The following is a 12483-nucleotide window of genomic DNA, read 5'->3' as shown; positions in this document are numbered from 1 at the left end:
CTCACATGCGCCAGGTAATCAGGTCGATTGCGCTCATGCCGCCGGGACCGCGCCGCGCGAACACGGCGACCTGCCGGGTAGCGCTTTGCCCGATGAGCGCAGGTTGCTTCCCGCTGTAATAGCTGACGTCGAGATCGCCGCGCGTCATCTTCGTGAGATGATACTGCACCGCGTCCTCGATCCGGGCTGGTGTCAGGTATCGCACGACGCGAACCGAACAATTGCCGCGTTCCGCTCCGGCGGCTTGCTGAACCATGCCATGCGGCATGATCGCAGCGGGCTCCGGCATGAGGGCGGCCCAGTCGAGGCTCTCTCTTAAAGTTTTCGCGCATCGAGCCGATCCGCCGGTACCGACACCAGCATATCGTCGGCATAGGCAATCCCGGTCAGGTCTGCGGGAGCGGTGCCATCGGCTGCGGCCGGAAATTCGGTCAGCGGACCCTCTTCAAGCAGCTCGGCTAGCGCCTCTTCACGGGCGCGATTGGCAAGCTCGTCAGTCGCCGCAAATGGCGGCAGGATGTGATCGCGGCTCACCGTAACGGCGGCGTTTGCCTCGTTTCGATAGGCAAGGTCCGGATCGACCATCAGCGGATCGTTGAGCGCGCGCGCCAGCAGCGGATCCTGGGCGGCAACGTCTGGTTTGGGCGCGGGCGCCGGTTCCTGCGCGCACCCGCCGAGCGTGAGACCCAATGCAACAGCACAGGTCATCGTCAGCGTAGAGGCAGGCAGCACTTTCGACATGCGCCGGTAGTGACGCAGCAAGGTTAACATTCGGCTTTCTGCGACCCTGTCACGCACAAACCAGGCACGAAAACGCCCCCAATCCCTTGCGGAATTGGAGGCGCTTTCCACGGCTGGTGGTTGCCGCGCTCAGGCCGTTGGTGGGGATGGCCCAAGAGGGAGGAAGGACGCCGGCAGATTTGGTGGAATGCCCACGCCCCTCGATCTGGTTGTTCATCTATACGCAGGCGAGCCTGAACGCGCTGCAATCCAGTCTGAAAGCATTTGTTCAGCTTTATGTGGGGTTTTGTGAACGTGATTCCAGCGCAACCCCCGTGCTTGCGCCGGACCCACGCGCGGCCTAGGGGCGGAGCGGAATGGCACTCTCCCCAACCACATCACCGGCTGCACCCGGCACAGAGCCTTCCGGCCTGCCCGCAGCGCTGGGCGCCTATCTCATCTGGGGCTTTCTGCCGGTATACCTGCTGCTGGTGACCAGCGTGCCGCCCTTTGAGTTCGTCGGATGGCGGATCATCTGGACGCTGCCTTTCTGCCTGTTGATCGTAGCGCTGCGCCGGCAATTTCCGTACCGTGCGAGAGGCGCTTGGCAATCGGCGAACGCTGATCGCCCTGTTTGCGAGCGCGCTGCTGATAGCGATCAACTGGCTCGTCTATATCTGGGCGATCATGCAGAATCAGGTCTATGCGGCCAGCCTTGGGTATTACCTGAACCCGCTGCTCAACGTGCTGCTCGGTACATTGCTGCTCGGGGAGCGGCTCAGCAAATGGCAGTGGCTCGCTGTCGCGGTCGCCGCGAGCGCGGTTGCCCTGCTGGCGGCAGGCGCGATCACGACCTTGTGGATCAGCCTGACACTTGCATTCAGTTTCGGATTATACGGGATCGTGAGAAAACAGATTCCGGTAGGCTCGCTGCCCGGCCTTACGATCGAGAGCGCGATCCTGTTGCTCCCGGCAGCAGGGATTGCATGGTGGTATGCGCAGAGCCCGGCTCGGCCCGTCCTTCGGACCTGACCTTGGCTTGAGTGTTGCGATCGCCTTTTCCGGCGTCGTCACAGCCGTCCCGCTGCTGCTGTTCGCGCTCGCGGCGAAGCGGATGAACTATTCGACGCTCGGCTTCATCCAGTATCTTGCGCCGACCATCGTCTTCATCTTGGGCCTGACGGTCTTTGGCGAAGAGTTGAAACCAGTGCAGCTTGGCAGCTTCCTGTTGATTTGGACTGCGGTTGCGATCTTCGTCGCCGACCTGTGGGCGAAAAGCCGCCGGGTCAAAGCCGCGGCTTAATCAACCAGCCGCCAGCCAAGCACCTGCCCCGCATGGAACGGCACGATTTCCTCGTCCACCAGCGGCAGGCTTTCGGGAACATTGACCTGTGCACGTTCGAGCGTGATTTCATCCTCATTCACCGGCAGATCGTAGAACGCCGGACCGTGGAGCGAGGCAAAGCCTTCAAATCGGTCCAGCGCGCCCTCAGCCTCAAACACCGCAAGATAGCTTTCAAGTGCGTATGGCGCGTTGAAAATTCCAGCACAGCCGCACGAGTTTTCCTTGGCCGAGCGCAGATGCGGAGCGCTGTCGGTACCAAGGAAGAATTTGGGCGAACCTGATGTTGCGGCCTTGCGCAGCGCCAGCCGGTGCGTTTCGCGCTTGGCCACGGGCAGGCAATAATTATGCGGATGGATGCCGCCCACCAGCATCGCATTGCGATTGATGTGAAGATGCTGCGGCGTGATCGTCGCCGCGACATTGGGGCCGCACTCTTCGACGAAGGCCGCCGCATCCGCTGTCGTGATGTGTTCGAACACCACTTTCAGCTTAGGAAAATCGCGCACGATTGCGCGCAAATGGCGCTCGATGAATTCTGCCTCTCGGTCGAACACGTCGATATCGTTATCGGTGACTTCGCCGTGGATGCACAGCACGATGCCCTCGGCCTCCATCCGCTGGAGCACAGGGTAGATTTTCCGGACGTCGCTAACCCCGTGCGCTGAATTCGTTGTGGCATTGGCGGGGTAAAGCTTCGCCGCCGTGAAAATCCCCTCCGCCGCCCCGCGCGCCAAGTCGTCCGCATCGGTGGTATCGGTGAGGTAGCAGGTCATCAGCGGTTCGAAGCGCGCGCCCTCCGGCACGTACCGCACGGATGCGCTCGCGGTATTCAACCGCCAGTTGCGCAGTCGTCACCGGCGGTGTCAGGTTCGGCATCACGATCGCGCGGGCAAACTGGCGAGCAGTATAGGGGACGACGCCGCGCATGATATCGCCGTCGCGGAAATGCAGGTGCCAGTCATCGGGGCGGCGGATCGTGAGGCTTTCGGTCATGCCTGCCGCCTTAAGCGTGCGCGATATTTCTTTCCAGCCCCGCCGCGCCCGAATAGAGCGCGCGTGATGAGGAAAATCGGATTTCTTGCGTGCGAAACGACGCTGCCCGGAAACGGCGACCGGCGGCGGGGCGATGCCTACGAACACGACCTTATGATTGCGGCACTTGGTCCAGCCTTTCAAAGCCGCGCCCTCGATCTTCGCGTCGTCGATTGGGAAGCGCCAACCGAGGCGTTTGACGGGCTCGATCTCGTTATCCTTGGCACGGCCTGGAATTATCAGGACAAGGCTGAGCAATTTCTCGCGAAGCTGGAAGCGCTCTGCGCGCGCGGCATAACGGTTTGCAATTCGCCCGAAACCGTCCGCTGGAATGCGTCGAAAACCTATCTCAAGGCACTTGGTGAAAACGGGGCGCGCACGATCCCGACGCAGTGGGCAAGCGATGTCACCGCTGCCGACGCGAGCGCTGCAATGGACCGCTTCGGCTGCGATAGACTGGTGGTCAAACGGCAGGTCGGTGCGGGCGCGCTCGACCAGGTGCTTTTGAACCGCGATGCCCTGCCCGGCGAAGACTGGCGCTACGGCCACCGAGCCATGCTTCAGCCATTCCTGCCCGCGATTGCCACCGAAGGCGAGCTCAGCTTCATCTTCATCGATGGCGACTTGAGCCACGCCCTGCGCAAGATCCCGGCGGATGGCGATTACCGTATCCAGTCGCTCTATGGCGGGACCGAGAGCATCTACCAGCCTTCACCCAAAGAACTATCTGAAGCGGCGGCGATCATCACCGCGCTGCCGTTCGCAGCCCCGCTTTACGCGCGGGTCGACATGCTGCGCGCCGAAGACGGAGCGCTTATGGTCATGGAAGCCGAGCTGATCGAACCCTATCTGTATCCCGAACAGGGACCAGAGCTCGGCGAGCGGCTGGCCAACGCGATTTCGAAGAGGGTTGCATGACCATGACTGCCAAGGTGCTCAAAAACCGCGCAATTGTTCGCGTCTCGCCGCGAGAGGCGGGAGAAGATGTTGCGAATTTCCTGCAGGGGCTTGTGACCAATGACGTGACCGGCGTTCTACCCGCTTACGCCGGGCTGCTATCGGCGCAAGGCAAGGCAATGTTCGATTTTCTGGTCTGGCCGGGTAACGATGGAGCGCTGCTTATCGACTGCGAAGCCGAAGCAGCCGACGATCTGGTCAGGCGCCTTTCGCTTTACCGCCTGCGCCGACCCATCGACATGGCGCGCGACAATGCTTTGGCAGCCTGCTGGAGCCGCGAGCCGTTTGGCGGCGCATCGCCCGACCCGAGATTGGCAGGACTGGGCTACCGCGCGGTTGCGCCTGCCGGGCACGGTGAAAGCGGCGATGCGGCTTACCGCGCCCACCGGCTGTCCCTGGGCGTCCCTGAAGGCAGCGCCGAGCTTGGTGACATCCTCTGGCTGGAAACCAATGCGGTCGAGCTAAATGGCGTCAGCTTTGAAAAGGGCTGTTATATCGGGCAGGAAAACACTGCCCGCATGAATTGGCGCCAGAAGGTCAATCGGCGGCTGGTCGTTGTCCCGCTCGGCCAGTCCGAGGAGAAACGGCGCAAGGCGGCGTATCCCGACCTTGCGCTGGCGGTGGATCATTTGCGTGTGGCCGATCTCGACCCCGATACGCTGCCTGAATGGCAGGCCGCCGCGCTCGCAGGCTGACTTACCCTGTGTGATGCTCCGCGAGTGAGGCCTCAAGGTTTGCCGCCGCCCGGTCCCGCGCAGTATCGCGCGGCAGGCCCAGAGATTTGGCCAGCGCCGCACCGATCAGCGCATCGCCCAGCGCCAGCAGCACGAGGCTAAGCGTGTCCTTGTGGACATGCATCTTGTCGCGGTGCGTTTCGGCCTCTTCGGGTGCGATTTCGTCGACGAGATCATGGATGGTCGAGATGATCGGATTGAGCGCATCCTCATTGCCGGTGAGCAGCATCCAGCTGGTGAGTGCGCCCGCCCCTTCCCGGTCGAACGCATCGAAGGCGAGGTCCACGACTTCACGTGCCGAGCCCAGCCCAGCGCGGCTGGCCCGCACCGCATCGATGATCGTCTCGCACACAGTCTTGGCGAGATGTTCGGCGAGCGCCTTTTGCAGGCCCGATGCGGATCCGAAGTGGTGGAGCAAATTGGCGCGCGTGCGCCCGATCCGCGCAGCCACGGCTTTCAGCGTGACCGATTGCGGACCTGTTTCGATCAGGAGTGCGCGCGCTGCCTCAAGGGCGGAACTGCGCGACTCTTCCGGCGTTAACCTCTTGCGACTTGTCATTAATTTGCATCCCTAATAAAAAGTGAAGCCATGAACAAGCAAACCTCGTTCGAAATCGACCGCTCTGCGCCCGTCGATAGTGCCTCAAAAGGCGATTCTTCGCTCGGCCTCGCTCGCAGCACCGCGACGCCCGCCGAGCATGAGCTGATCGTGCGAAACGAGCGCTTTCCGCGAGAGGCAATGGTCCCGCGCCACTGGCATTCGGGCGATCCCGTTGCGACGGCATGGTACAATTCGGTGTCCGCCAGCCTGCCGCGCGGGGAGGCGTTTTTTATCGACACGCTGCGGCTGTTCCGCGATGATTTGCCCAAGGATCTGGCGCGTGAAGTGAAGGCTTTCACGACGCAGGAGATTAACCACACCCGCGAACATGTAGCGTTCAACCGGCTGGTTTCAGACCATGGTTTCAATGTCGAAAGCATCGACCAGGGCATCCAGGCGATGCTCGCCTTGACCGAAGGTCGGCCCAAGGAATTCAACCTCGCCATCACCATCGCACTCGAACATTTCGCGGCGATCATAAGCCGCCACCTGCTGCAATATCCTGAATATCTCCAGGGAGCCGATCCGGTTGCTGCAGAGGTCTGGCGCTGGCACGCAACCGAGGAGATCGAGCACAAGGGCCTCGTCTACGATGTCTGGCTGCATGCGACACGCGATTGGAGCGCCTGGAAGCGTTACAAGACACGCGCGATGATCGCGGCCCTGATTACGAAGAAGTATTTCGGCAACCGCATCAGGGATGCCATCGGACTGCTGGAACAGGACGGCTTCACGCGCCGGCAGGCCAAGCGCAAACTCTACGCCTTCCTGTGGTGGAAGCCGGGGATGATGCGCCGCATGTTCTTCGAATGGGCCAGCATTCTCAAACCGAGTTTCCATCCGTGGCAGCATGACGACCGTGAGCTGATCCAGAAATGGGAAAGCCCCTATAGCGACGCGGTCATGCCTGCCGAGTAAGCATCTTGGGCTGAAACAGAAAAACCCCGGCGCTCGGTATGGGCGGCCGGGGTTTTCTTTTGCTCGGGTGAAGCAGGATCACGCGGCCTGCGACGCCGGATCAGCTGGCTGCATCATGTCACGCTCCGATAGCGACAGCTCATATTCTGAGGTGGGCGCCTTTTCACCGCGCCCGCACGAATGGCGTTCAATCACCCGTCCGGTCGGTTCGAAGCCGAGCTTGCGCAAGACTACGCCCGATGCGGGATTATCGAGGAAATGCGACGCGACAATCGTTTCATGGCCGAGCGTCTGCGCAATCGCGAGCACGGCTGCCCCTGCTTCGGACGCAAAGCCTTGCCCCCAGAACGGGCGCGCGATCCAGTAGCCGAGCTCGATCGCATCCTTGCGATCTTCCAGCGGATCGATTCCGATACAGCCGACGACTTGCGCATCGCGCGCGCGTGTAATGAGAAATCGCGGAAACATCGGATCGATCGGTAGCGAAACGAATTTGCGCGCATCTTCAGCAGCATAGGGCCACGGAGCGCGGGCGAGATTGCGGACGACGCCCTCGTCGGAAATTCCGGCAAGCACACCTTGCCAGTCTTCCGGCCAGATCGGTCTCAGCAGCAATCTGTCGCTACGATGGAACACGAATTCTCTCCTCACCAACCGAGTTCGCCCCGCTCCGTCCAATTAGGGACGATGCGTGACATATGCATTGCGGCGAAAGAAAATTTCGCCGGAATGTGAGGGAGAAACGACAAGAGGGAGACAGGCTCCCTGATTACCAGGAAAGCCCCATCTCCCTCTTCGTCTGCCGATCTATCGGCTGGGACCGTCCTGGAGGACGATCCCTTTAACGAATCGTCCGGTTATTCGGCAGCTTCCGCAATGGCGTCTACCGACACGTATTTGCGGCCTTGCTTGCCTTTGTGGAATCGCACTACGCCGTGCTCGAGCGCAAATAGGGTGTGATCCTTGCCCATCCCGACATTGCTGCCCGGGTAGAACTTCGTACCGCGCTGGCGCACGATAATGTTGCCTGCAACGACGCCTTCGCTGCCGAACTTTTTCACACCAAGACGGCGACCTGCCGAATCGCGACCGTTACGCGATGAACCGCCTGCTTTTTTATGTGCCATGGGTCCTGATCCTTACTTGCTGTCTTCGGCCTTGGGCGCTGCCTTCTTGGCAGGCGCTTTCTTGGCCGGTGCTTTCTTTGCGGCGGGCTTCTTTGCAGGAGCTGCCTTCTTGGCTTCGGTTGCCGTTGCTTTCGCTTCGGCAGCCGCGCCCTTGGCTGCGGGCTTCTTGGCCGGGGCCTTCTTCGCCGGTGCAGCCTTGGCTTCGGTCTTGGGAGCCGCTTCCTTCTTCGGAGCAGCCGCCTTCTTCGCCGGAGCCTTCTTGGCACCTTCACCAACGTCGGTGATGCGCAGCAGGGTCATCTGCTGGCGGTGACCGGCCTTGCGGCGGTAATTGTGACGGCGACGCTTCTTGAAAACGACGACCTTCTCGCTCTTGGCCTGTGCGATGATCTCTGCCGAGACATTCACCTTGGAAGCGTCAGCGACCTTGTCGCCTTCACCTGCCAGCAGGACGTCGCCCAGCGTAATCGTATCGCCGGCTTCACCTGCGAGTTTCTCAACGGCAATTTTGTCTCCGGCGGCAACCCGATATTGCTTGCCGCCTGTGCGCACTATCGCGAACATGGCTTATACTCTCAATCTCTTGGCGTGTCTGATATCGCGCGGACGTTCCCGCGCCTATCAAACGGCAATGCGGCGCTGCAAGGGATGCAGCGTCGGAAAGATGGTCGCCGTTAAGGGAAACACTGCTTCAAGTCAACGCTCGTTCGGTGACAAATTTGCCCCAGCGTCGACATTTCCGATTCCCGACAGAAGCCGGGTTTCCGGCGCGTTACCATCATGATATTCGCTAAAGCCAGCATGAATCGCCTCTCCCCCCTTTTCTTGCGGCCATGATGGCTGCTGCACTGCTCACGGGATGCGCCGGTGACAAGGATCGCTATCCCTCGCTCGCGATCCGCGATGCCGAGCGGGCCGTGGGCGCGTTTGCGCCCGCGCCCGGCAATACAGCTGAACCGATTCGCCCGGTCGCTTCGGTCTCCGACCTATCGGCGCTGACCGAGCGCGCGCAGGAATCGCACCGGCAATTTCGCGCAGCGCAGGGCGGAGTAAGCCGCCTGGTGGAAAGCGCTCGCGGACAGGGGATCGAAAGCAATGTGCGCCAGCGTGCGCTCGTTGCGCTCGCAGACCTCACCGCCATGCGAAGCGACACGACGATGGCCGTCGGCGATCTCGACTTGCTGAAGGCCGAGGCCGCGACAACCTTCGCGCCGACCGACGATATCGACGCGGCGCGCGCGCTTGTGTCCGCACTCTTGAACGAACAAGACAGTGCGCTGGACAATTTGTGGGAGCGGCTTCGATCATGAACCTCGCATGTGAAACCTGCCCCGTAAAAGACAGCGCTGCGCGCTCTGTTCTGACCGAAGAAGAGCGCGAAGCGATGGCGGCTGCGGGCCGGACGCGCACGCTGGAGCGCGGCGAAATGCTGTTTGCGGCAGGAGACGCGGAAGCGGCCTGCGCGACACTGGTTTCGGGCGCGCTGAAGGTTTCGGCAATCGACCGCGACGGCAACGAGCAGATTCTGGCGCTGGTCCATCCGGCTGGCTTTATCGGTGAATTGTTCGCGCCCTTCGCGCATCACGATGTGGTGGCGCTCACCGAGAGTCGGCTGTGCACCTTCGCGCGCAAGGATATAGAGAATGCCATCGACGCCTATCCCGCGCTCGCCCGCGCGCTCTTGCGGCGCAGCCAGGAAGACCTGCTGGCCACGCGCAGTCTGCTCGAACTGACCGCGCAGGCCGATGCCGAGACCCGGCTCGCGGCACTGTTGCATGACTTTGCTGCCGCAGCCAGCCAGTCTTCGTGTCACCCGGCAACCGAATTCGAGCTGCCGCTGACGCGCGGAGAAATCGCCAACATGCTGGGCCTCACGATTGAAACCGTCAGCCGCAAGCTTGGCGAGCTCGAGGAAACGGGCGCGATCCTGCGCAAAGGAAAACGCGGGATCGAACTGGTCGATCCCGCGCTCCTTCAGGCCCTCTCCGACCGCCAGACTATCTAGATCCGGCTCAGATCAAGCATCTGGGCAATCGAAAGCCCCTTCGATTACACCAGCGCAGCGATCGTGATGGCAGCGCAGGCCCAAAGAACGACGAGAACCGGCAGTATCAGCACCTGGATCGCCGCATCGCGCGAAGCGAGGCGTCCGGTGTGGGTCATGATGCCGGCGGTTCCAAACTTGCCCAAGCTCATCGGCTTGCTCGCATTGCCCTTCAGACGGATCCAGATGGCAGGAACACCGAACCCGGCGACGATGAGCACGGCGAAGATCGCCACCGGAATGATGAGGCCGGGAGTGCTGAAGGCCGCGAACATCAGCCCGATGAAAGCCAGATAGCAACCAACAGTCGCAGCGTAGAGCGCGGTCGGCAGCTCGAAATTGCGGTCGGTCTCGACCTGATGGCGCGGCGCGTTCGGAAGATGGGCCGGGGCCTCGACAATGCGGGCGTCGCCGCGGGCAATGACGTCCTGTACTTGCTTGCTCATGGGGCTTCTCCTTTGTTGAATGGAGAATTATGCGCGAAGCGTGCAGGCCACCTTGATCCAGATCAAACTTGCCGATTTATTTTGAATTCCAGCGTTCGAGATCGCGGTGATCGTTCTCGCGCGGCTCGATCCAGTGCCAGCCATCGGCGCGCCTTTCCCGTTTCCAGAACCACGCTGCGCTCTTGAGGTGGTCCATGCAGAAATCCGCCGCTTCAAAGGCGCTGCGCCGGTGGCGCGCCGCGGCTGCGACCAGCACGATTGCATCGCCGGGATGCATCACCCCGGTGCGGTGCCAGATGAGCAAGCCGTCGACGGCGAACCGCGCGCTGGCCTGCTTGGCCAATTGCACCATCCCCGGCAATGTCAGTTTTTCGTAATGTGACAGCTCAAGCGCTTTGACATCGCCGCCCCCGCGCACCTTTCCAGTAAAACTGACCGTGCCGCCGGCTTGCGGATATGCAGCGTTGAACGCCGCAAGAGCCTCGCCAATGCTCATCCCATTGTCCAGCAGGCGCACGTCGAGCGGCGTTTCCAGCCTCAGCCTAGCCACCCGACACCGGGGGAAGCAGCGCTACTTCGTCGCCGTCCTCAGCCATCAGCGCGGTCTTGTCGGCGAGTACTGTGCCTGCGCACGCGATATTGACCCGGTCATTGGCTAGCTGCTCCGCGACATCCGGACCGACTGTTTCGATCAGGTTCGTCCATCCGAGCGGTGCGGGCACTTCGCGGCTGTCCTCGCCCGCAATATCGCGCAAGGGACCGAGAAACACGATCTTGACCGACATGCCTAGCCCCCGGTCATCGACATATGGCGCGGCTGCGCTGGCTGCGCGCCGCGCTCGTCCATGCGGAAATGGTGCTTCTCCGGCTTGATCATCATCGCCTGCGCCAGCGCCTCGGCCACGTAGCGTTCAGGGTCGTCCGAGCGCAGCGCCGCGCGCAAGTCAACCCGCTCCGATCCGCCGAGGCATGGGTAGAGCTGCCCCGTCGCGGTGACGCGCAGGCGGTTGCAGCCCGCGCAGAAATTGCCGGTCAGCGGGGTGATCAGGCCAAGCCGTCCGCCCGTCTCGGCGATCTCGCACGTAGCGCGCCGGTCCTCCTGTCGAATGGTCGATGTCCTCCAGCGTCCAGCGCTGTTCCAACCGCTCCCGGACAAGGCTAAGCGGCAGGAACTGGTCGAGCCGCTCCTCCTCGATATCGCCCAGCGGCATGACCTCGATCAGGGTGACATCGTGACCCTGCGCGCGCCCCCATGCGATCAGATCGGGCAATTCCTCCTCGTTCACGCCTTTCAGAGCGACGGCGTTGAGCTTGACGTTCAGCCCTGCGTCCTTCGCAGCTGCGATCCCCTCCAGCACTTGCGGCAGCGCATCGCGCCGCGTCAGCGCAGCGAAACGGTTCCGGTCGAGCGTATCGAGCGACACGTTCACGCGCCGAACGCCCGCTTTGGCCAGCGCATCGGCATGGTGCGCCAGCTGGGTCGCGTTGGTTGTCAGGGTAAGCTCTTCGAGGCCGTGCCCAAGCCGCCTGCCAAGCGCCGTAAAGAGGTCCACGATATCGCGCCGCACCAGCGGTTCGCCGCCGGTAATCCGGATCTTGGTCACGCCGCGCGCGATGAAGCCGGTGGCGAGCTCGTACAGCTCTTCCAGTGTCAGGACTTCGCGCCGGGGTAGGAACGTCATCTTCTCCGGCATGCAATAGGAGCAGCGCAGGTCGCAGCGATCCGTCACCGACAGCCGGAGATAGGAGATCGATCGGTTGAATTGGTCGACCAGCGGCGCAGTGCCCCCGCCAACCGCAATAAGATCTGGCTTGCGAACCGTTTCTTCGGTCATCCCGGATTTCAGCGAACTATCCATGCAGAGCAATATACTGGCCCGTGACGCCGGGCGCATTCCCCAAATATGCGAGCGTCCGGTCGAGAGTTTCCCCTTGACCGCCGCCGACAACGTTCACCCGCTTGGGCGCAAATTCCCGCGCCAGGTCGCGGGCAAGAGCGCGGCGCCAGTCATCGTGATCGCTCCGTGCAGGCGGCACGACGATGGCAAGCGCGTCCGTGCTCGCCGCGCCGAGAAGTGTGCGCGCCGCCTCGAGATGGTTGGCAAAGAACGCCGCACTCGCATCGATACCGCTTGTCGGCAGAGCATCGATGACCAGCGCGTCCTGCATCAGTCAGCCGGACGACCGCGATGCAATGTAATGCCGATTTGCTCGTTCGCCTCGGCAATGGCGAGCTTCACGATCTTGACCGTCACCGCCTGCACACGCCTGTCCTGCACGAACAGGGTCTCGCAAATGTGATCGGCGACGGCTTCGATGAGCTTGAAATGCACTCCTTCTGGCAGGCCCTCGGAGGCTGCAAATTTCAGGTCCATGTAATTCTTGCTCGCATCGAGCGGAGTGTCGGCATCGTAATGATCGGCGACATCGTAGCTGGCCTGCACCGTGATGCGGAGCGGCTGCGGCTTGCCGGTTTCCTCCGAATAGATGCCGGTGAGGACATCGACTTCGAGGTCGGCGACTTCGAGAATAAGCGAATCGTTCATATGTTTTCTGCCC

General features: G+C 62.0%; 18 protein-coding genes and 2 pseudogenes. 7 read left to right on the top strand and 13 right to left on the bottom strand.

Features of this window, described 5'->3' with window-relative positions; all coding sequences use genetic code 11:
• Position 1: 1 nt before the first annotated feature.
• Positions 2-289, bottom strand: a complete 288-nt coding sequence (locus AC0L39_RS05830) for a hypothetical protein (protein ID WP_473261502.1) — start codon at positions 287-289, stop codon at positions 2-4.
• 26 nt (positions 290-315) lie between these two features.
• Complete coding sequence (locus tag AC0L39_RS05825; protein ID WP_473261500.1) at positions 316-771, bottom strand: hypothetical protein; 456 nt, start codon at positions 769-771, stop codon at positions 316-318.
• Between the two features lie 540 nt (positions 772-1311).
• On the opposite strand from AC0L39_RS05825, the gene AC0L39_RS05820 reads away from it, so the two are divergent.
• Both AC0L39_RS05820 and AC0L39_RS05815 read left to right on the top strand, forming a co-directional pair.
• Complete coding sequence (locus tag AC0L39_RS05820) at positions 1312-1752, top strand: EamA family transporter (RefSeq protein ID WP_473261498.1); 441 nt, start codon at positions 1312-1314, stop codon at positions 1750-1752.
• Between the two features lie 7 nt (positions 1753-1759).
• Positions 1760-2023: a hypothetical protein gene (locus tag AC0L39_RS05815; RefSeq protein ID WP_473261496.1), complete on the top strand. Its 264-nt coding sequence runs from the start codon at positions 1760-1762 to the stop codon at positions 2021-2023.
• Here the strand turns inward: AC0L39_RS05815 and pyrC are convergent.
• A pseudogene (gene pyrC / locus AC0L39_RS05810) lies at positions 2020-3058 on the bottom strand (dihydroorotase). The gene AC0L39_RS05815 and the pseudogene pyrC sit on opposite strands and share 4 nt — an antisense overlap.
• A 66-nt stretch (positions 3059-3124) precedes the next feature.
• Between pyrC and AC0L39_RS05805 the strand changes: the two are divergent.
• Positions 3125-4015 carry an ATP-grasp domain-containing protein gene (locus tag AC0L39_RS05805; RefSeq protein ID WP_473261494.1) on the top strand — a complete coding sequence of 297 codons (891 nt, stop codon included), beginning with the start codon at positions 3125-3127 and terminating at the stop codon, positions 4013-4015.
• Positions 4016-4017: 2 nt separating this feature from the next.
• Entirely contained in the window at positions 4018-4749 is a 732-nt protein-coding gene (gene ygfZ, locus AC0L39_RS05800; protein WP_473262296.1) for a CAF17-like 4Fe-4S cluster assembly/insertion protein YgfZ, read from the top strand.
• A gap of 1 nt (position 4750) precedes the next feature.
• On the opposite strand, the gene AC0L39_RS05795 is transcribed toward ygfZ, so the two are convergent.
• Positions 4751-5347 carry a TetR/AcrR family transcriptional regulator gene (locus tag AC0L39_RS05795; RefSeq protein ID WP_473261492.1) on the bottom strand — a complete coding sequence of 199 codons (597 nt, stop codon included), beginning with the start codon at positions 5345-5347 and terminating at the stop codon, positions 4751-4753.
• Between the two features lie 30 nt (positions 5348-5377).
• On the opposite strand from AC0L39_RS05795, the gene AC0L39_RS05790 reads away from it, so the two are divergent.
• A complete protein-coding gene (locus AC0L39_RS05790; RefSeq protein WP_473261490.1) occupies positions 5378-6307 on the top strand; it encodes a metal-dependent hydrolase in 930 nt (309 codons plus the stop codon).
• A gap of 78 nt (positions 6308-6385) precedes the next feature.
• Here AC0L39_RS05790 and AC0L39_RS05785 read toward each other — a convergent pair whose 3' ends face one another.
• From AC0L39_RS05785 to rplU, 3 genes are all read right to left on the bottom strand, one after another.
• Positions 6386-6943 (bottom strand): GNAT family N-acetyltransferase, encoded by a 558-nt coding sequence (locus AC0L39_RS05785; protein WP_473261488.1) that lies wholly within the window; start codon positions 6941-6943, stop codon positions 6386-6388.
• 221 nt (positions 6944-7164) lie between these two features.
• Positions 7165-7434: a 50S ribosomal protein L27 gene (gene rpmA / locus AC0L39_RS05780; protein WP_473261486.1), complete on the bottom strand. Its 270-nt coding sequence runs from the start codon at positions 7432-7434 to the stop codon at positions 7165-7167.
• 12 nt (positions 7435-7446) lie between these two features.
• Positions 7447-7998, bottom strand: a complete 552-nt coding sequence (rplU, locus tag AC0L39_RS05775; protein ID WP_473261484.1) for a 50S ribosomal protein L21 — start codon at positions 7996-7998, stop codon at positions 7447-7449.
• 269 nt (positions 7999-8267) lie between these two features.
• Here rplU and AC0L39_RS05770 point away from each other — a divergent pair, with 269 nt between their 5' ends.
• Together AC0L39_RS05770 and AC0L39_RS05765 are read left to right on the top strand one after the other, a co-directional pair.
• Positions 8268-8744 (top strand): hypothetical protein, encoded by a 477-nt coding sequence (locus AC0L39_RS05770; RefSeq protein ID WP_473261482.1) that lies wholly within the window; start codon positions 8268-8270, stop codon positions 8742-8744.
• Complete coding sequence (locus AC0L39_RS05765) at positions 8741-9439, top strand: Crp/Fnr family transcriptional regulator (protein WP_473261480.1); 699 nt, start codon at positions 8741-8743, stop codon at positions 9437-9439. The genes AC0L39_RS05770 and AC0L39_RS05765 overlap by 4 nt, the downstream gene beginning before the upstream one ends.
• A gap of 44 nt (positions 9440-9483) precedes the next feature.
• On the opposite strand, the gene AC0L39_RS05760 is transcribed toward AC0L39_RS05765, so the two are convergent.
• The 6 genes and pseudogenes from AC0L39_RS05760 to AC0L39_RS05735 form a co-directional block, all read right to left on the bottom strand.
• Positions 9484-9924: a hypothetical protein gene (locus tag AC0L39_RS05760; RefSeq protein ID WP_473261479.1), complete on the bottom strand. Its 441-nt coding sequence runs from the start codon at positions 9922-9924 to the stop codon at positions 9484-9486.
• Positions 9925-10000: 76 nt separating this feature from the next.
• Positions 10001-10474, bottom strand: coding sequence for a molybdenum cofactor biosynthesis protein MoaE (locus AC0L39_RS05755; protein ID WP_473261477.1), 474 nt, complete (start codon positions 10472-10474; stop codon positions 10001-10003).
• Positions 10467-10709, bottom strand: coding sequence for a MoaD/ThiS family protein (locus AC0L39_RS05750; RefSeq protein WP_473261475.1), 243 nt, complete (start codon positions 10707-10709; stop codon positions 10467-10469). Before AC0L39_RS05750 ends, AC0L39_RS05755 begins: the two co-directional genes overlap by 8 nt.
• A 2-nt stretch (positions 10710-10711) precedes the next feature.
• Positions 10712-11759 (bottom strand): annotated as a pseudogene (gene moaA / locus AC0L39_RS05745) (GTP 3',8-cyclase MoaA).
• Between the two features lie 16 nt (positions 11760-11775).
• Positions 11776-12093, bottom strand: a complete 318-nt coding sequence (locus tag AC0L39_RS05740) for a Rossmann fold domain-containing protein (RefSeq protein WP_473261473.1) — start codon at positions 12091-12093, stop codon at positions 11776-11778.
• A complete protein-coding gene (locus AC0L39_RS05735) occupies positions 12093-12470 on the bottom strand; it encodes a dihydroneopterin aldolase (protein ID WP_473261471.1) in 378 nt (125 codons plus the stop codon). The genes AC0L39_RS05740 and AC0L39_RS05735 overlap by 1 nt, the downstream gene beginning before the upstream one ends.
• Positions 12471-12483 lie beyond the last annotated feature (13 nt).

This window comes from Erythrobacter sp. K21-9 (assembly GCF_055808355.1).
Note: the sequence above shows the minus strand (reverse complement) of the source record. Positions and strands in the feature narration are given on the sequence as shown.